Consider the following 17,770-nt stretch of genomic DNA (forward strand, 5'->3'; position numbering starts at 1 on the left):
AAGTGTAGCTACACTTTGGGGAATTGGTATTATCCAAAAGAGAAGGTTGGCGCTTAGCGCCAACCTTCTCTTCTTCGGTTTTGCTTTTGTCCTAGCGCGATAAGCTTTCGATCAAAAGAACCCTAAGAAACTTTTTGAAAGTTTTGCAAAGCAAAACTTTCAAAAAGTTTCTTGATTTGGATTTGAGCGTAAAGCGTTGTAAAACACTTTGCACTCAAAATTTAACCAAGAAATTTCTTGTGATTCGTTTGTTCGGAAATAGCTGTAATAAATCGCTTAAGTTGCTTAAGTTAAATAGCTGAATTTTGGACAGGAAGTTTTTTATTTAGCTTACCTTTGCTAGACTGAGATTAATTCTTGAGACATACTAAATAAGGAATCGGGTAAGTTTAATATGCCTTACTCAGCAGAAATTAGCCGTCGCCAACCCAGTTGTTTCCTATTCCTCATTGATCAATCTGGATCGATGGCGGATGCATTCTCTAATGATAGTGCTACTAAGGGAACGACCAAAGGAGCGAATGAAAGCTTACATAAGACAAGTGAATCGATCCAAAAGGCGCAGGCTGTTGCCGATGCCGTAAATCGTTTGCTTGACTCCCTCGGACAAAGATGTGTCAAGGGTAATGAGATTTACGATTATTTTGATGTTGGTGTAATTGGATACAATAGTGAAGTTGCATCGGCACTCGATGGTTTGGCTGGGGAAACAGCGATCGCGCCCATTGGCAAGATTTACGAAAATCCTGTCGAATTGGAAAAACGCGCTCAGAAATTACCTGATGGTATGGGTGGGCTAGTAGAAGTCTACAATGATTTTCCCATCTGGTTTAAGCCGATCGCTAGCGGTGGTACGGCGATGTGCAGCGTATTTGCCCTCGCCAGAATTCTACTAACGGAATGGATTGAAAAACATCCCAATAGTTATCCACCCACAATTATCAACATTACCGATGGGGAGTCTACCGATGGCGATCCAACGGAAGAGGCGATCGCGCTCAAAAAATTGAGTACTACCGATGGGTCGGTACTGCTTTACAATATCCATCTTTCGGCTGAGTATACCCAGCCCGTATCTTTCCCTAATACGGCGGAGGTGCTGAGCGATCCCTATGCCAGATTAATGTTCGATCTATCTAGTCCTCTTCCCTATGCTGCTCAAAAGGCGGCGGAAAAAGAAGGCTATAAAATTAATCCCGATGCGAGGGCGTTTATGTTTAATGCCGATCCAGTTAAACTAATTCAGTTTCTCGATATCGGGACGCGCACGGAAAATCTAAGGTAAGGCGAGATCCAGCTAAGTTCATCCTAGTTATTCTTGGGTGGGACTAATACCGTGGCGGTAATTGGGACAACGCCAACCTCATCGCTGTTAAGGGCGATCGCTGCGGCATGGGACAAATCAAGATTGCGATCGCCAACATAGGGACCGCGATCGTTAATTCTGACTACCACAGAGCGACCATTATTCTGGTTAGTAACTTTGAGATAGGTGTCAAAGGGCAAACTGGGATGCGCCGCCGTAAAGTCTTGCTGCTCGAATTGCTCACCCGAAGCAGTCTGTCTACCTTGAAAATAGGGACCATACCAAGAAGCAATCCCATCAATTTGTTCATTAGTGCTTGCCAATTGAAACATTTGTTTTTGCGCTTCAACCAGAGTTAGCGGTTCTGCGCCTGCACTAACGCGCAAATTGTTAATCCATTGAGTCAAGTTGAGGGAAGGATTAACCACCTCAGACTTAGGCAGTTTAAATAAAATATCGTTTTTATATTTACCAATGTATTCACCATTGATGACTACTGGTTCGAGCCTATTAGGATCGAATTCTGGGCTATTCATGATCAGGGCAAGTTTCGCAGTAGCGATCGCCGCTTTCGGCAAATCTTTAATCCAAAATGTAGGCTGTCGATTGACCATGATCATCCATTCATCATCTGACTTTAAGCGGAGTTCGATCGCATATTTGGGCTGATTAAGATTTGTTGAATTGCCATTATTTGAGTGCAATTGTCTATTGGCTATACAGAGCTCGCAGTCAATTTTATGGGTTACAAATTTAGTAAAAAAAATTGGCGAAGACGCACTAGAAATGAGCGAACTCAAAGAGATCGCCACGATTGATGACAGACTGGACATAAGCTTTAGATGTTAAGCAACAAAGATGTTTAGAAAGGTATTTAGTCGAAAATAAGCTTACATAATCCCTATACAACTATGTGGAAAAGTATGTGGAAAAGACCTATTTATTGGTTTTGAAGAATTAAAAGAGTAGGGTTGGCATTAAATCAGTGAATTTTAAATTTACGAGCTTAATATATGAGGATTGAAATCACTTTAAGATAATGACCATTTTTTAAACTACGATATTAGTGGGGATCGCAAATCATCCTTTAGAAAGAGATAAAACTTTTTGTATACAATTTGACAGAAAAATTCAGTTAAAACTTTGCCGAGTATCGCCATCTAGGACAAAATCAAAGCCCAAAAGAGGTTTGCCGTGTTCCGTGCGGCAAACCTCTTTTGGGCTTTGATTCACGAAAGTGTTGTCACACTTTTGGAAATTGGTATAAGGGTTTTCAAAGCTCAAAATGGCTTAGCCATTTTGAGCTTTGGTATTGCTCTGATAGAGTTGGCGGCAGCTATTATGTTGCGTTGCTCCCTTCCTAGTGAATGGTTGGCAGTAGTGCGCCCAGAAGGTATGTGCTGCTAGAGTTTTTAGTTTTGATTTGAGCGCAAAGTGTTGTCGAGGCTAAGTCAGGCAATTTTGCTGATGTTCGCGCAATTTTTTATCGGTAATCTATGGATATGTCTCGGATAATTCCTCTATAGCGTGGATTGCTGATTAAAACTTAGCGATACCCGCTATTTTTATTTTGTACGTCCTCATTACAACTATAGCTTTTATCGCTTGTATGACTAGAGAATCCAACCTAAGGGAGAGGGCAGCACTTTGTGCTGCCCTCTCCTCTTAGCTAACGTTAGCCATAGCTACAGTCACTTGAATTAGGATAAATCAAACCCCAAGAATTGACTGGCGGCGCTTCGCGCCGCCAGTCAATTCTTGGGGTTTATGTCCTAGTACAGGCGACAGCTATAGAGCAAGAAAGATCAAGAATATATCGAGCCATTGGGCATTGTTGCACCCTGAAAGTTAACATTTGTCAGCTTGACCATAATTTTCTCGCCAAAGCCTACCTTCGCACCGCTTAAATTTGCCCCACTTAAGTTGGAGCCACTCAAGTCAGCACCAATTAAATTTGCCCCACGAAGATCGGCATTTTGTAAATTAGCTTGAAATAGATTTGCCCGAAATAAATTTGCCCCCTGAAGATTTGCCCCCTGAAGATTCACCCGATGTAAAAATGCATCCGCTAAATCGGCGTTACTTAAATTGGCATAACTAAGATTGCGACCTTCGAGATACTTTTCCCGAAGATTTGCTCCCCTGAAATCAGCTCCAGTTAGATCGGAGTTAGGAGGACGCTCTGAAGATTGGGCTGACTGGGACGAGGCGCTCTTTGATCTCGACTGATCATAGGACTGATAGCTAGATTGGGGAGATTGATAGGTTTGATAGGACTGAGATTGATGCGGGCGATAACGCTCGGACGCTCGCTCCGCTTGTTGTTTAGCTTGATAAGTATTTTGATGATAAGTACTTTGATAAGCATTCTGATATTTACTTTGGTACTTAGCCTGCTGCTTAGTTTGTTGCTTAGTTTGCTGCTGGTATGAGCGATCGCTTTGGGTAGAACTTTGATTTGAGTTTTGATTTGAGTTTTGATTTGTCTGGCTTGTCTGTTTAGACTGTGTGGAAGCCTTCATCTCGGCAGCTTTGCGTAAACTATCCCTTGCATGGTTGATTTCTTTCAGCTTTTCTTGGGCTTGCAATTGCTGCTGGACATTTTCCCTAGGAATGCGATCGGGATGCCACTGTAAAGCTAGGGCTTTATAAGCCTTATTGATATCTTCTAAAGTCGCGTTAGATGTCAAACCTAGAAGTTTGTAGCATTGCTCAATTTGCATAGGTGTCGATTCCTCAGCGCTCAAGATTTTTTAGTTTACGCTGACAATCGATCCCCAGTGTATCAAAACAACCAAGTCAAAGGTTATCGCGTAAATTTAATTGCAAGCTGAGCGTTAATGTAGATAATCCCAAATCGCTTGAGTGATAGTTGTTTCACCATGCATCTCTAGCTGCTGGGCTGCGGCTGGAGCCTGAAATGAGCCTGACAAAAATGACCAATCGCCCTCATAAAATTCTTGGGGCGAGATAATGAGATGCTGGGCGTAATTTTTGACACCTGAGATCAAATTTTCTGCTTCTAAAAATCCTTCACGGGTGAGACAGACGATTGGAATGCCTACCCTAAGAGCTTCGGCTAATGTGCCATAGCCAGGTTTTGTGACTAAGCGATCGCATATTACCATGAGATCTACTGGGCGGAGGCGATCGCAGTTAGCCTTGGTCAGATTCGGCAAGTCGGGGGCGCTCCGATCAAAGGTAATAAATTGCCAATCTGGAAAGTTGGCTAAATTTTGATAGGGAATTGATTGCAAACTCAAGCCGCCAAAAGTAAGGAGCGCTGTCGGGCGATCGCTGTCTAGATTAAACTTTTCCCGTAAGTATTCAGGGGCATACTTGGGCTTTGCGCCCGTTAAACCAACATCTTGCCGATGGGGGAAGCAATGCATCGGTTCGGCAAAGGGTAAACGAAAAAGGCGATCGCAATGGCTGTAAGATTCCGCCAACCAATCCGCCAAGGCAATAAACTTCCCTCCCCAATCGCGATAAATAAAATCCCAACCAAAATTTCCTGCCATCCAGCAGGGAATCTTTGCCACCTTGGCAATTTCGCCAATCATGGGAGGAATATCCCCAAATATTAGATCGACTTGATTTGCTTGTAAAAACTTCACCTCTGCGGCAATTAAATCCGCCTGTTGATCGCGAATTTGTTGCCATGCGGCGAAGGTTGCCTCACGATCAACCTGCAAACTATCGATCTGGATTACGCCAACATCAAATACACGCGGATGGTAAATAAAATTGCCTTCGAGATATTCCTCCAATAACCAACGCGGTGCTGTCGTGGCAATAATTAATTTTGTATCAGGCGATCGCTGTTGCAATTCGGCAAGGATTGAAGCAGTGCGCGTCACATGACCAAAACCGTGATTGGTGATTGAAATATACAAGGTAGGCATAGGCTTATTCGCGTCTTGGCGATTAATCTAGAAATTTATTCTGGAAATTTATTCTGGAATTTATTTGGGATATTTAGGAAATTTATTTAGGAAATTTATTTGGCGACTCATGGCTAGTCTGCCGCAACAGAGGCAAGGGCGTACTAAGGGCAACTTGCTCCTTGGTAGGCAGCATTTTTTCGTTCGGAAAGCCTAACGAGTCATCGCGATCCTCAATATTATCAGTATCCTGTCCTGCGTCTCGCACACTAACTAGATAAATACTACTTAAGGTCAAAATTACGCCGATCCATTGGGCTAAGGTTAAGTTCTCGCCCAAAAAGAGGCTGCTAAATAGGAGTGCAAACACTGGAGTCGAAAAGGTCAAGGCACTCAGGGCTGTCAAACTACCCGATGAGGCAAAAAAGAAAAACAAACCATAGGCGATCGCACTACCCATAATCGCCATATAGCTCATCCCCAACCAGCCCCAAGCATTCAGATCTTGCCACTGCTGCTGCTCGAACTGGCAGGAAAACAATAATAAAGGCAATCCCCCAATAATCATGTGCCATCCCGTAGCCATCACTGGGTCGGCATAGCGCACCACAGGACGGATTAAAATCGTCCCGATCGCCATCGATAGAGAAGCGCCCAGCATAAACCATTCGCCAAGGGTAAATATTCCTGCGTCTAGAACAGTTTGCAGATCGCCTGCGAGGAGAGCCGCCATCAGTTCCGCAGGCAAGCCGATCAGTCCAATTCCCACAACTCCAACCAACAGCCCCAGAGTAGCCCCAATGCCAATTCTTTCTTTGTATAGCACTGCTGCCAACAAGGCAACGGCAAGGGGTTGCGAGTCAATTAACAAAGAACCCAGCCCCGCATTTGTTCGTACTAAGCCCTGAGCCAAAAATCCCTGAAACATCGACCCATCAATTAAGGCAAACAAACTAATCCATAGCCATGCTTGCCACCCTTTGGGCTGTTGTCTCCCAAAATATGCTGCTCCCACTACCAACAATATTCCTGCGGGAATCAAACGCACCGCCGCCATAAACATCGGACTTGTTTGGGGTAATAAGGCTTTCATCACCACCATCGCTGTCCCCCATAGAAAAAATGGCGCAATTATTAGGGGTGACTGACGAGTTAGTCCAGAATTACTAGCTGGCGTTGATGATTGCATATTTTATGATTTAAATAAGAATTGCGAAGAGAATTGCAAGAATGCATTGCAAATATTGATTGCAAATATTGCGAATATTAATTGCAAGAATGCTAAGAAGTATTAACAATAATATAGCGATCGTTACGCTTGTTCGATGATGCCCCCGAAATAATGGCGTGCAGCGGCTACCTATAGCCTTCCTATAGCAATGAGATGAATGGCGGCGCGAAGCGCCGCCATTCATCTTGGGAATGTAGTTTTATCTGGAAAAATTTCGCTCAGCATCCCAAAAACTTGAACTTTTGTGAAGTGCTTGCCCTGTATGCATTACACTATTCTCAAAAAAGAGCTGATACTCAAAAGCCTTTCTGGAAGCGCATTGTAAGGATTATATCAAGAATTTGAATAATAAGTATTTAAAAAAAACTGCTCAAATCTATATAAATTAACCATTGTGTATATACACAAGTGGCAAGTTGCTATTAGAATGATCAAACAGAAGTCATAGTCAGTGCGGCTTTTGCAAATTGCGATCGCATAAACAATACTCTGACATTTAACTCATACTCATACTCATCCATATATTTAAGGGGAAACCTATGAACAAAGGTGAACTAGTTGATGCTATTGCCAAGAAAGCAGCCGAAAAGGGCTTGTCAGTTAACAAAAAGACTGCTGACGAAGTCCTCTCTGCAACCCTTGAAGTAATCATCGACACTGTAGCTGGTGGCGATAAAGTAACTTTGGTGGGCTTTGGTTCCTTTGAAGCTCGCGATCGCAAAGCCAGAGAAGGACGTAATCCTAAGACTGGTGAAAAGATGGAAATCCCAGCTACTAAGGTTCCTGCCTTCTCTGCTGGTAAGTCTTTCAAAGAACAGGTCAGCCCTCCCTCTGACTAATGCTCTTGCAAAAAGAGGAAGCGCTTAGCGCTTCCTCTTTTTTTGTCTTTTGTCTTTTTGGTTTTAGGGAATTTGATTTGTCTCAAAATATTGGATGAGCGAACATAGTTATATAGCTGTCGCCAAGTTTACTAGGACATAAACCCAAAGAACTAAGGGACTTGCGATTTAATGAAGTACCAAATATAAAACCAGAATCGGTGGCGCGGCGGAGCCGCGCCACCGATTCTGGTAAATCTGGATTGGTATCTTATTTTCTCGCAAGTCCCTAATTGACGGCGCGAAGCGCCGTCAATTAGTTCTTTGGGCTTGATTTGTCCTAATTCAAGTGACTGTAGCTATACCAAAGCTCAAAATGGCTTAGCCATTTTGAGCTTTTGGATTATGTCAACGCGGCAGCGCCACCAACAACTTCCAAAATTTCTTGAGTAATAGCCGCTTGACGAGCCTTGTTGTACTGCAAGGTTAGAGCCTTGATCAAGTCTCCCGCATTCTCACTAGCATTATTCATGGCGGTCATCCTTGCGGCTAGTTCGCTAGCTACGGATTCTTGCAAAGCACGGAGAATCTGATTGCTGAGATAAAGAGGTAATAGGGCATCGAGAATTTGTTCGGGATCTTGTTCAAAAATTAACTCTTTGGGCAATTCCTTAACAGTGATCTCTCGCTTTTCGCGTTCGACTTGGAATTTACCGCCACGGGTAATTAGGCGGAAAATTTCATCATCTTGAGGTTCTAAACCTTGAGGCTCAAGGGGCAATAGGGTTTGGACTACTGGACGCGAGCTAATTAAAGACACAAAGCGGGTGTAAATTAACTCTACGCGGTCAATTGCACCTGCTAAAAAGGCTGAGGTAATTTCATCACCGATCGCATTGGCTTCCGCTGCGTTAGGGATTTGGTTTAAGTTAGCAAATTTGGCTGCGATCGGTTGATCGCGGCGGGAAAAATACTGCACCGCTTTACGACCAACTAAAATAAAGGTGTAATTTAGCCCTTGTTCTTTTAGTTCTCTAGCACGGGCTTCAGCACGGCGGATAATAGTTGAATTATAGCCACCACAAAGACCGCGATCGCCAGAAATTACTAGAAGACCAACAGTTTTAACAGGACGCTTATCCAGTAGGGGCAGACTTACATCCTCAAAAGCGATGCGCTGCTGGAGACGATATAGAACTTGAGCGAGACGGTCGGCAAAGGGACGGGTGGCAAGAACTTGTTGCTGGGCGCGTCTGACCTTTGCGGCGGCGACAAGACGCATTGCTTCAGTAATCTTGCGAGTATTCTTAACAGTGCCGATGCGATCGCGGATAGATTTGAGGTTAGCCATGAAACTAAATTGCTACTTGCTATTGAATACTATGGAAAATTGGGAATATCACAGAAGACACGTAAGTATCCTAAGTATCTTAATAAAAAATTGCGCCTTCAAACCGCAAACTAATATATATCCTTGAAATTGATTATCGTAGGAGTAAATGCACTTAAGCGCATTTACTCCTACAAATCTAGAAGCCAACTTTTAACTCCTCGATATGATCGCCTCCTCCCCTTCTTTTAACCCAATTTTTACGCTAAACAACCAAATATCTGATACTGATGCTAATTCTGACGAAGGATTGGCAGATATGCTGGAAATTGCGGGACGTAAGTTCCGATCACGGCTCATGACTGGTTCGGGCAAGTATTCTAACTTTGAAGTCATGCGTCAGGCGATCGCGGCAAGTGGTTGTGAAATTGTCACCGTAGCCGTGCGGCGCATCCAGACCAATGCCGCAGGACATGAAGGACTTGCCGAGGCAATTGACTGGAGCAAATATTGGCTTTTACCGAATACGGCTGGTTGTCAGACCGCCGATGAAGCGGTGCGCGTGGCTAGACTGGGGCGCGAGATGGCTAAAATCTTGGGGCAAGAAGATAATAATTTTGTCAAGCTCGAAGTAATTCCCGATCTGAAATATTTGCTGCCCGATCCTCTTGGCACTTGCAAGGCCGCCGAGCAATTAGTCAAAGAAGGGTTTGCCGTATTGCCCTATATCAATGCCGATCCCCGTTTGGCGAAAACCCTTGAAGAAATAGGTTGCGTCACCGTGATGCCCCTAGGTTCTCCCATTGGTTCGGGGCAAGGGTTAAACAATGCTGCCAATATTTCCATCATCATTGAAGAAGCTAAGGTTCCTGTGGTGGTCGATGCTGGTATCGGTGTACCGAGTGAAGCAGCCGCAGCCATGGAGTTAGGAGCCTCAGCTTTATTGGTAAATACGGCGATCGCCTGTGCTAGCAATCCTGTCGCGATGGGACGGGCAATGGGGATGGCAACTGAGGCAGGTCGTGCAGCTTATTTGTCTGGTCGCATTCCTGTCAAACCCTATGCTAGTGCTAGCTCCCCCCTCACAGGACTAGTCAAGAGCTAGAAAAATAGCGCAAAGCGCTTTTTTTCTGGCTTGGTGTGTCTCAGACTCACCGAGGAGTCTAAGGTACTGTATTCTAGTATTGGCAAGTCTTACAAAGTAGTTAGCACCACATAGGCTTGATTGTTTTTTGATAAGATTCTCTAGTATTTTTGCTATTTATTTCACTAAATATTTCACTAAATTCTTTAATCATGCTCAAACGCGCCGTCTCTACCTTACTTGTAGTATTTGCTTTGTTTCTGACCAGTTGTGCTAGTACTCCTACAAGTGGTCTAGTACCGTTTGCCGATAGCAAGGATGGCTACCGTTTTTTATATCCCAATGGCTGGACAGAAACTAAAGGTAACTCCGCCATTGATATCCTATTCCACGACATCATTGAACCCTCAGAAAACGTATCTGTTGCCATTAGCAAACTAGAAACCGTCAAAAGCCTTGAAGAAATTGGTAATCCTGAAGCAATTGGTTTGCGCTTAAAAGAGCGCGTAGTTGCCCCTGAAGGTTCTGGTCGTCAAGCCAAACTTATCAGTGCAACTCAGAAAGAATCTGGCGATCGCAACTATTACACGTTTGAATATGCAGTTGAACGGTTGCAGGGGGCTCCCCGTCATGATCTCGTGACTGTATCTACCAATCGTGGTAACCTCTACACTCTCAGCATTTCTAGCTCTGAAAGACGTTGGGATAAAGTCAAAGATTTATTTGCTAGAGTTGCCAAATCTTTCACCATCGACGAATAGCAACAGATAGCTTTGTAAGCTTTGTACAGCAATATGCCGCAAATTCTCATCATTGATGATGATCCAACGATCAGAATGACCCTTCAGAGATTTCTCAAGAGTCAAGGTTATGACGTGGTTATAGCAAAGGATGGCGAGGAAGGATTAATCAAAGCTAGAGAGCTAAATCCGTCTTTAATTATTTGTGATTGGATGATGCCCATCCTTGACGGGTTAGAGGTATGTCGCCAAATTAAGAGCAGCGTCGAACTGTCCCATATCTATCTCATTTTATTGACAGCGAGAGACCAAGAGGGCGACTTGGTGCGTGGGTTGGAAATGGGAGCCGATGACTTTTTGAGTAAACCGCCAAGGATCAATGAGTTACGCGCAAGGGTTAGAGCGGGGCTAAGACTCTATCAAGCAACTGAAGAAATCCAAAGGCAAAAGCGCTTAATCGAGCAAGAGCTGTCCCAAGCCTCACAGTATGTGCGATCGCTTTTACCTGCACCGATCGAAGGCAGTATTTCGATTCAGTCGAGTTTCTTGCCATCTACCCAGCTTGGGGGTGACAGTTTTGATTATTTCTGGCTTGATAAAAATCATTTAGCCCTGTACTTACTCGATGTATCGGGACATGGGGTTGGCTCGGCTCTGCTTTCGGTTTCCGTGTTAAATTTAATGCGGACGCGCAGCCTCAGACGGAGCAGGACATCTCAGGACACAACTAATTTCTACAGCCCCAGTGAGGTATTGCAGGATCTCAATAATACTTTTCAGATGTCTGTACATAATGAGATGTATTTCACGATCTGGTATGGGGTGTATGACAAGCAAGAACGCAAATTAATCTATGCCAGTGGCGGGCATCCTCCAGCCGTATTAATTTCTAATCAGGAAATTCCTAAAATTAAATTATTAAAAACGGCGGGACTACCCATCGGCATGATGCCTGATATTAATTACCAAGAGCAGGTATGCGAGATTGATACGAGTAGTAGGTTGTATTTATTTAGTGATGGTGTCTACGAAATTCCCCAAGAAGACGATAGCATCTGGGGATTTAATGCCCTCATCGATACTTTTATTCGCACTCCTAGCGATCGCTCCTCAAGAATCGAGCATATATTAGCCTGTGTTAAAGAAGCAGCTCATAATCGTCCTTTTGAAGATGATTTATCACTTCTAGAGGTTGAGTTTCATATTTAAAGCAAAAGAGCCGTTTTGCGGCTCTTTTGCTTTATGAGTGTTTGTGCAAAAATTACCAAAACCCGTAAAGTTGCGCCCCCGTAGGGGGCGCAACTTTACGGGTTTTGGTTTGTAAATAATTTGAAACGGGCTTTGAGGAAGGGTTTGCTTAGCAAACCCTTCCTCAAAGCCCAAAAGTAAAAGCCTTGCGTAGCAAGGCTTTTACTTTTGGGCTTTTAAAATTTGCCAGCTTAACCTGAACTGACGTTAACTTAAGGTGGCGTTAAATTCGTCAATGGTTGTATAGATTTTGAAAATCTTAGTCATACTTGTGAGTTCAAAAAGCATCTGCACTTGATCATTAGCACCGCAAATGACCATATCCCCATTACTGTTACGAATTGATTTTAACGCGGAAACCAATGCCCCCAAACCCGAACTATCCATAAAAGTGATTTCATGAAGATCGACTAATAAGTATTGAGGTGGAGTCGGAGCCGAGGCGATATCGTTGACTTGTCGTCGAAAATCAGCCGCCGTTGTGACATCAAGTCTTCCTGAAGGCTGCATAATTTTTACTTGATTGCTCATAGTGTTTTTGATCTTAAAGAGCTACTGATTTTGGTAATTGCAGGGGTATAAGTAAGTGGGCTTAATTAAATATAAAACCCTAAAACCTGCGGCGGGCGCGGCGCACGCACCACAGATTTTATATCTGGATTTTAATTATGCTGAGATACTTAGAGTAATAATTTAACAACACCCTAGGATGTTTCCCCATAAGCATAAGTCTTTATCGATTATTTTGGCTCTTATTTAGGTTTTAATGAAATCTTGGCAAGGTAATAGTATCTTGTGATGACAATAAATCTAAAAATGCAGTAAAAGCCACGCTAGCCAATGTTTTGACTGCATCTTGTCATCCTAGCAACTCTATAAAATCCTGTAAGTAAAATTTTTTATTTTTTTAATCTCTAAAATCTATGACCGATCTACTTGATATTCAGGCGATCCAACAAGCGCTAACCCCCATTGTCGATCCCGATCGCCAAAAAAGTATTATCGATCTGAATATGGTGCGCGATATTGCGATTAAGTCCAATGGGGTAGTTAGTTTCACCCTATTGTTGAACGATCCCAACAGCCCCAAACGCGATCCTTTGATTCAAGAATGTAAGACAGCGATTAAGGCGATCGGTTCGGTTCCCGATGTCTGGGTAAAAGTAATCGCGACTAGTCCTGCGATCGCCACCCCAGCCGCGCCAACCAATGCTTTACAAGGCATTGAAGGGGTCAAGTATGTTCTGGCAATTTCCAGTGGGAAAGGGGGTGTCGGTAAAACATCAGTAGCGGTTAATGTGGCGGTCGCTCTAGCTGACATGGGTGCTAAGGTGGGCATTCTTGACGCAGATATCTATGGACCAAATGTCCCCGTAATGTTGGGGATGGAAGCAGCACAGGTCAAGGTAGTTAAGGCGGAAAATGGCGCGGATGTGGTGGAGCCAGCCTTTAACTATGGTGTAAAAATGATTTCGATGGCATTTTTAATCGCTAAGGATCAGCCTGTAGTTTGGCGTGGTCCAATGCTTAATGGTGTGATTCGGCAGTTTCTCTATCAAGCTAACTGGGGCGAACTAGATTATTTAATTGTGGATATGCCTCCTGGAACTGGGGATGCACAGTTAACCCTTACTCAGTCTGTTCCCCTTGCTGGAGCCGTCATCGTGACTACTCCTCAGACCGTATCCCTTTTGGATTCGCGTAAGGGCTTGAAGATGTTTCAGAATATGGGTATTCCTGTTTTAGGGATTGTCGAGAATATGAGCTATTTCATTCCCCCTGATATGCCCGACAAACAGTACGATATTTTTGGTTCTGGTGGGGGCAAGAAGGCTTCCGATGAGCTGGGTGTAGATCTGCTTGGTTGTGTACCCCTAGAAATCAGTCTGCGCGAAGGTGGCGATCGCGGTGTGCCGATTGTCTTAGGTCATCCAGAATCTGCATCAGCGAAAGCTTTAAGGGAGATTGCCAAGGCGATCGCCGCTAAAATTCAAAATCCTTAAAATTCACCAATTCAAGACAAATCAAAACCCCAACAAACAAGTGGCGGCACTTCGTGCCGCCACTTGTTTGTTGGGGTTTGCTTAGCTACTTACGACAAGATCAAAGTCCCAGAAGAGAAGGTTGGCGCAAAGCGCCAACCTTCTCTTCTGGGGTTTGGCGACAGATATATGTCATTAAAATGGGAATCTCGGAATCGGAATGTTGGGAACGCTAGGGATATTGGGTGTTGGGATATTGGGAAGTGAAATTGGGAAGTTTGCGCCAGGGAATAAACCATTAAAAACATCGCGAACTTTATTAATGCCTGGAATTTGATTGGTAAAACCTTTAAATAACTCGCTTTGGAGCAGTTGGACAAACTCATTTTCACTTAACTTTTGGATTAGCCCCAAAGCCCCGATCGGATCGACCTCGACCTTTTCCCCAGCCTTTAAAACGATCTCAGATAGCTGAGTACCAGAATTTAGACTCGGATCGACTTTGAGTATGGGTTTGTCATTGAGTAACTGCCCGTTTAGAGGATCGAGCGGCTGACTGTCTTGAGGATTGGTTGGGGGAAGAACTGGTCTGTTACCGTTATTGCTAGGGGGAGTCGTTGGTGGTGCCGAAAACTGCTTAACTTTAGGAGTTACCGAAGTTCCGCTATCCGTCTCAGTTGATGAGGAATCGATCGAAGGTTTTGTATTTGTGGGTTTTGTATTTGTGGGTTTATTTGTAGGTTTTGTGGTTGGTTGCGTTTCTGGCTCAACTTCAGGATTAGCGCTACGCTTAACGACAACTTCTCCCTCTAATACTTTGACCATCTGGTTTCCTGCTGTATCGACGGTCAATAAATAAGTCGTGCCGCGCACTCCCGTTGTAATCGATGAGGAACAAGCATTCACCGCCCCATTAATTAAAATCGTCCCCTGTCGCAGGCGAGCACATTGACCGATGGTTAGTACCGAATTAGCGGACAGACGCGCCACAGCCCCAGAATTAAATTTGAGTGCTGTGCGAGAAGATCCCGTGCGTACTTGTTGCTGCTGGTTGGCGATATCATTGACCGATGCACGTCTATTTTGAATAAACACTTGATTGCCATCAAGGATTTCCTGTACGGTTGCTTGGACGCTTTGAGCGGATACTGGTGCAAGTTGCGGCGTAGCTAAAGCAAATATGCATAAACCTGTAAAGAAAAGAGCCAGTCGCTTTTGAAGAGGTAGCCTAAAAATTTTCATCGAAAACTTTTGAAAAAGATTCCATATGTACATATGTGATTGTTCTCTCTAATTTCGCTTGAGACAGGGTTTAATGAATTTGAGGGTGCGTCCCAATTTCTCGATCGCTAATCGCAAAGACAGCTACATTATGCAAAAGGTTTCATTGACATCCATGCCGATCGCCAATAATGTGGCGATCGCTATGCAGCAAATTAGTTACCAAACTAAATTTCGCACACTTTTGACAGGTATTTCCGTAGCGATCGCACAGGGTAACAAAACCGCATTAATTGGGGCAACGGGATCGGGGAAAACCACATTTTTACGCTTGCTCAATCGTTTAATCGATCCATCGGTAGGGATGATTTTGTTAAACGGCAAAAATATTCAAGAACTTCCCATTCAAACCCTGCGACGACGTGTTTTGCTTGTGCCACAGGAGCCGAGCCTATTAGGGATGACGGTTAAGGAAGCGATCGCCTATCCTTTACAATTGCAAAATTTTACTCCGAGCGCAATTGAAGCGCGATCGCAAAAATGGATTGATAAACTGCAAATCGATCACAAGTTGCTCAATCGCTCTGAGCTAGAGTTATCCCTTGGGCAAAGGCAATGGATTGCGATCGCCAGAGCTTTAATTATGGAGCCAGAGGTCATCTTGCTGGACGAACCAACTTCTGCCTTAGATCGAGGTTTATCCCATTTGCTATTAGATACCTTAACCGAGCTAACTCAATTACCTCAACCTGTAACCGTAGTGATGATTAACCATCAACTTGATCTAGTGCAACCATGGTGCGATCGCCTCATTTGTTTGCATAAGGGGGAATTAGTGCAGGATGCTGAGGCGAGTCTGGTTAATTGGCAAGAGATTGATGATCTATTGAGACGCGATACAAGTACAGGTCAAGATGATAAATTAGAGGATGACTGGACTTAATGCGTCAGGCTCATTTAGTGGGGCTAACACGCCATTTTGGTAGTTATTCAGAAAGTTTCTTCATAACATAACGTATGGGGTATTTAGGCAGAAAGTTTTCGTATAATGTGACGTATAGGGTGATTAGGCGGAAATCTGACTTTCGGGCTAAATCGCCTATATTCAGATTAGACAGAAAGTTTCCGTCTAATACATAGTTAGCTGGCTTTCTCAGGAAGGAGGTGTATGTTTCAACGTATGCAAGAGGGAGAACTCTATTGTGATGCACGGCGGTATGATCTCGTCATGGGCGAATACGCCGTCAGTGACATGCTGGAGTTCTACAGAAGGCAGATTTCCTATTATGGTCAGCCGGTACTTGAGCTTGCTTGCGGTACAGGTCGCTTAACCATACCTCTGGCAGAAGAAGACGGCGTTGACATCGTGGGTCTCGACATCTCACCGCAAATGCTCGAACTAGCGGAGATGAAAGCCCGGGAGCGTCACCTCCGTATCCCCTTCGTACGAGGTGATGTCCGCGCCTTCGATCTCGGCAGAAAGTTTAAATTCATCTTCATCTCGGCACAATCCTTGTCCCATCTTCACAAGAGGGATGAGCTGGAGTCTTGTTTCGCGTGTGTGCGGCAGCATTTGGCGGAAGGAGGCAGATTCCTAATCGAACTATTCAACCCGTCGGTGAAGCTCCTAGCCCGCGAACCGGAGCAGCACTACCCGGTAGGGAGGGGCGAACACAAAGAAGCGGACGGGAGCGGACGGGTTATTGTCACCGCACGGGCGCGGTATGACGCGGCGACGCAGGTCAATCACATCCATTACTACTTCCAATCCGAGAAGGGCGAAGGGGAAGTATTGTCGTTCGAGATGCGACAGTTCTTTCCGCAGGAGATCGACGCTTTGCTCGTTTATAACAGGCTGCTTATAGAGAGGAAGTATGGGAATTATGAGGAGGCGGCATTCGGCAATGATTCGCCGAAGCAACTCATCGTATGTCAGGTGAATTGAGAGGATGGCAAGGATCGTTTTAGCCGAACGCGCCAGCTAACAACGGTATTCACCCGACCGCCGACATGTTGCTTCTCATACTCCGCTAGAGTTTCGGGGCGGCGGGTGATGCCGAGCGTTAGACTAAAGCACTCTACAAATACCAAGCGATTTTTCGCATCTCCCGCATCTTCTCAAATTTCTTATCTGTTTATTGAGTTATTGGTGAGATTACCATCCTCCATTTCTACAATGCGATCGGCGACATCCAAAATCCGATTATCGTGAGTGACCAGCAAAATCGTACATCCTTGTTCTTTGGCTAGGTTTTGCATCAAGTTCACCACATCGCGCCCAGATTTACTATCTAGGGCTGCTGTCGGTTCGTCGGCTAACACGATCTTGGGATGGCTCACGAGCGCACGGGCGATCGCTACTCTTTGCTTTTGTCCACCTGATAGATCGTCAGGGTAATAGTCTAAGCGATTGCCCAGACCCACATGATCGAGCATGGCAGCCGCGCGATCGCGCATTTCTTGTAGGGATAGATGATTATGCAATTCCAGCCCCATCTTCACGTTTTGTAAAGCCGTTAAACTATGGTGCAGATTATGGGCTTGGAAAATATAACCATTCTGCCGACGCGCGATGGTTAGGGCTTCGGCACTGGCTCTGCATAGTTCTTGTCCTAAGACCTTTAAACTTCCCTCTTGAGCCGAACGCAAGCCACCGCTTAGGGTCAATAATGTGGTTTTTCCTGAACCTGAGGGGCCCGTCATGATGACAATTTCCCCCGCATGGATTTCCAAATTAATATCAAATAGAACCTGCTTGCGTAATTGTCCATGCCCAAAGAAATGGTTGAGATTTTGGACAGTGATGACAGGATCTTTGGTCGTAGCGCGATCGCTCTCATGGGCTATTAATGTTTGCATGGGTTTGTGTAGGGATGTTGGGTTGTAAAAAATCTGGTTTTAGAACCTATTTAAGAATTGGATAGAT

General features: G+C 44.4%; 15 protein-coding genes and 1 pseudogene. 8 read left to right on the plus strand and 8 right to left on the minus strand.

Annotated features, from left to right (window positions below; genetic code table 11):
- Positions 1-394: 394 nt before the first annotated feature.
- The gene (locus PseudUWO310_RS15065; RefSeq protein ID WP_142602664.1) at positions 395-1,285 is read left to right on the plus strand and encodes a vWA domain-containing protein; all 891 of its coding nucleotides are present in this window, start codon (positions 395-397) and stop codon (positions 1,283-1,285) included.
- A gap of 23 nt (positions 1,286-1,308) precedes the next feature.
- On the opposite strand, the gene PseudUWO310_RS23650 is transcribed toward PseudUWO310_RS15065, so the two are convergent.
- The 4 genes from PseudUWO310_RS23650 to PseudUWO310_RS15085 all read right to left on the minus strand — a co-directional run bounded on the left by PseudUWO310_RS23650 (position 1,309) and on the right by PseudUWO310_RS15085 (position 6,379).
- A complete protein-coding gene (locus PseudUWO310_RS23650; RefSeq protein WP_142602666.1) occupies positions 1,309-2,139 on the minus strand; it encodes a septal ring lytic transglycosylase RlpA family protein in 831 nt (276 codons plus the stop codon).
- Between the two features lie 972 nt (positions 2,140-3,111).
- Complete coding sequence (locus PseudUWO310_RS15075; RefSeq protein ID WP_142602668.1) at positions 3,112-4,029, minus strand: pentapeptide repeat-containing protein; 918 nt, start codon at positions 4,027-4,029, stop codon at positions 3,112-3,114.
- Between the two features lie 114 nt (positions 4,030-4,143).
- The gene (locus tag PseudUWO310_RS15080; protein ID WP_142602670.1) at positions 4,144-5,211 is read right to left on the minus strand and encodes a glycosyl transferase; all 1,068 of its coding nucleotides are present in this window, start codon (positions 5,209-5,211) and stop codon (positions 4,144-4,146) included.
- A gap of 82 nt (positions 5,212-5,293) precedes the next feature.
- Positions 5,294-6,379, minus strand: coding sequence for a DMT family transporter (locus PseudUWO310_RS15085; protein ID WP_142602672.1), 1,086 nt, complete (start codon positions 6,377-6,379; stop codon positions 5,294-5,296).
- Between the two features lie 581 nt (positions 6,380-6,960).
- On the opposite strand from PseudUWO310_RS15085, the gene PseudUWO310_RS15090 reads away from it, so the two are divergent.
- Positions 6,961-7,260: an HU family DNA-binding protein gene (locus PseudUWO310_RS15090; protein ID WP_009629166.1), complete on the plus strand. Its 300-nt coding sequence runs from the start codon at positions 6,961-6,963 to the stop codon at positions 7,258-7,260.
- Between the two features lie 382 nt (positions 7,261-7,642).
- On the opposite strand, the gene PseudUWO310_RS15095 is transcribed toward PseudUWO310_RS15090, so the two are convergent.
- On the minus strand, positions 7,643-8,590 hold the full coding sequence (locus PseudUWO310_RS15095; RefSeq protein WP_142602674.1) for a F0F1 ATP synthase subunit gamma: 948 nt from the start codon (positions 8,588-8,590) through the stop codon (positions 7,643-7,645).
- A 292-nt stretch (positions 8,591-8,882) separates the two neighbouring features.
- Between PseudUWO310_RS15095 and PseudUWO310_RS15100 the strand changes: the two are divergent.
- From PseudUWO310_RS15100 to PseudUWO310_RS15110, 3 genes and pseudogenes are all read left to right on the plus strand, one after another.
- Positions 8,883-9,674, plus strand: a pseudogene (locus PseudUWO310_RS15100) (thiazole synthase); the annotation flags it as partial.
- Between the two features lie 191 nt (positions 9,675-9,865).
- Complete coding sequence (psbP, locus tag PseudUWO310_RS15105) at positions 9,866-10,414, plus strand: photosystem II reaction center PsbP (RefSeq protein WP_142602676.1); 549 nt, start codon at positions 9,866-9,868, stop codon at positions 10,412-10,414.
- Between the two features lie 33 nt (positions 10,415-10,447).
- Positions 10,448-11,602, plus strand: coding sequence for a PP2C family protein-serine/threonine phosphatase (locus PseudUWO310_RS15110; protein ID WP_055074150.1), 1,155 nt, complete (start codon positions 10,448-10,450; stop codon positions 11,600-11,602).
- A 246-nt stretch (positions 11,603-11,848) separates the two neighbouring features.
- On the opposite strand, the gene PseudUWO310_RS15115 is transcribed toward PseudUWO310_RS15110, so the two are convergent.
- Positions 11,849-12,184, minus strand: coding sequence for an STAS domain-containing protein (locus tag PseudUWO310_RS15115; protein ID WP_263363449.1), 336 nt, complete (start codon positions 12,182-12,184; stop codon positions 11,849-11,851).
- Positions 12,185-12,564: 380 nt separating this feature from the next.
- Between PseudUWO310_RS15115 and PseudUWO310_RS15120 the strand changes: the two genes are divergently transcribed.
- The gene (locus PseudUWO310_RS15120) at positions 12,565-13,644 is read left to right on the plus strand and encodes an Mrp/NBP35 family ATP-binding protein (protein WP_142602678.1); all 1,080 of its coding nucleotides are present in this window, start codon (positions 12,565-12,567) and stop codon (positions 13,642-13,644) included.
- 174 nt (positions 13,645-13,818) lie between these two features.
- Here PseudUWO310_RS15120 and PseudUWO310_RS15125 read toward each other — a convergent pair whose 3' ends face one another.
- Positions 13,819-14,865, minus strand: a complete 1,047-nt coding sequence (locus tag PseudUWO310_RS15125; RefSeq protein ID WP_142602681.1) for a hypothetical protein — start codon at positions 14,863-14,865, stop codon at positions 13,819-13,821.
- Positions 14,866-14,950: 85 nt separating this feature from the next.
- Between PseudUWO310_RS15125 and PseudUWO310_RS15130 the strand changes: the two genes are divergently transcribed.
- Together PseudUWO310_RS15130 and PseudUWO310_RS15135 are read left to right on the plus strand one after the other, a co-directional pair.
- Positions 14,951-15,787, plus strand: coding sequence for an ATP-binding cassette domain-containing protein (locus PseudUWO310_RS15130; protein WP_223805682.1), 837 nt, complete (start codon positions 14,951-14,953; stop codon positions 15,785-15,787).
- Between the two features lie 225 nt (positions 15,788-16,012).
- Positions 16,013-16,789 carry a class I SAM-dependent methyltransferase gene (locus tag PseudUWO310_RS15135; protein WP_142602684.1) on the plus strand — a complete coding sequence of 259 codons (777 nt, stop codon included), beginning with the start codon at positions 16,013-16,015 and terminating at the stop codon, positions 16,787-16,789.
- Positions 16,790-16,971: 182 nt separating this feature from the next.
- Here PseudUWO310_RS15135 and PseudUWO310_RS15140 read toward each other — a convergent pair whose 3' ends face one another.
- Entirely contained in the window at positions 16,972-17,703 is a 732-nt protein-coding gene (locus PseudUWO310_RS15140) for a DevA family ABC transporter ATP-binding protein (protein WP_142602685.1), read from the minus strand.
- Positions 17,704-17,770 lie beyond the last annotated feature (67 nt).

Origin of the sequence: Pseudanabaena sp. UWO310 (assembly GCF_006861605.1) — a bacterium.
GTDB lineage: Bacteria > Cyanobacteriota > Cyanobacteriia > Pseudanabaenales > Pseudanabaenaceae > Pseudanabaena.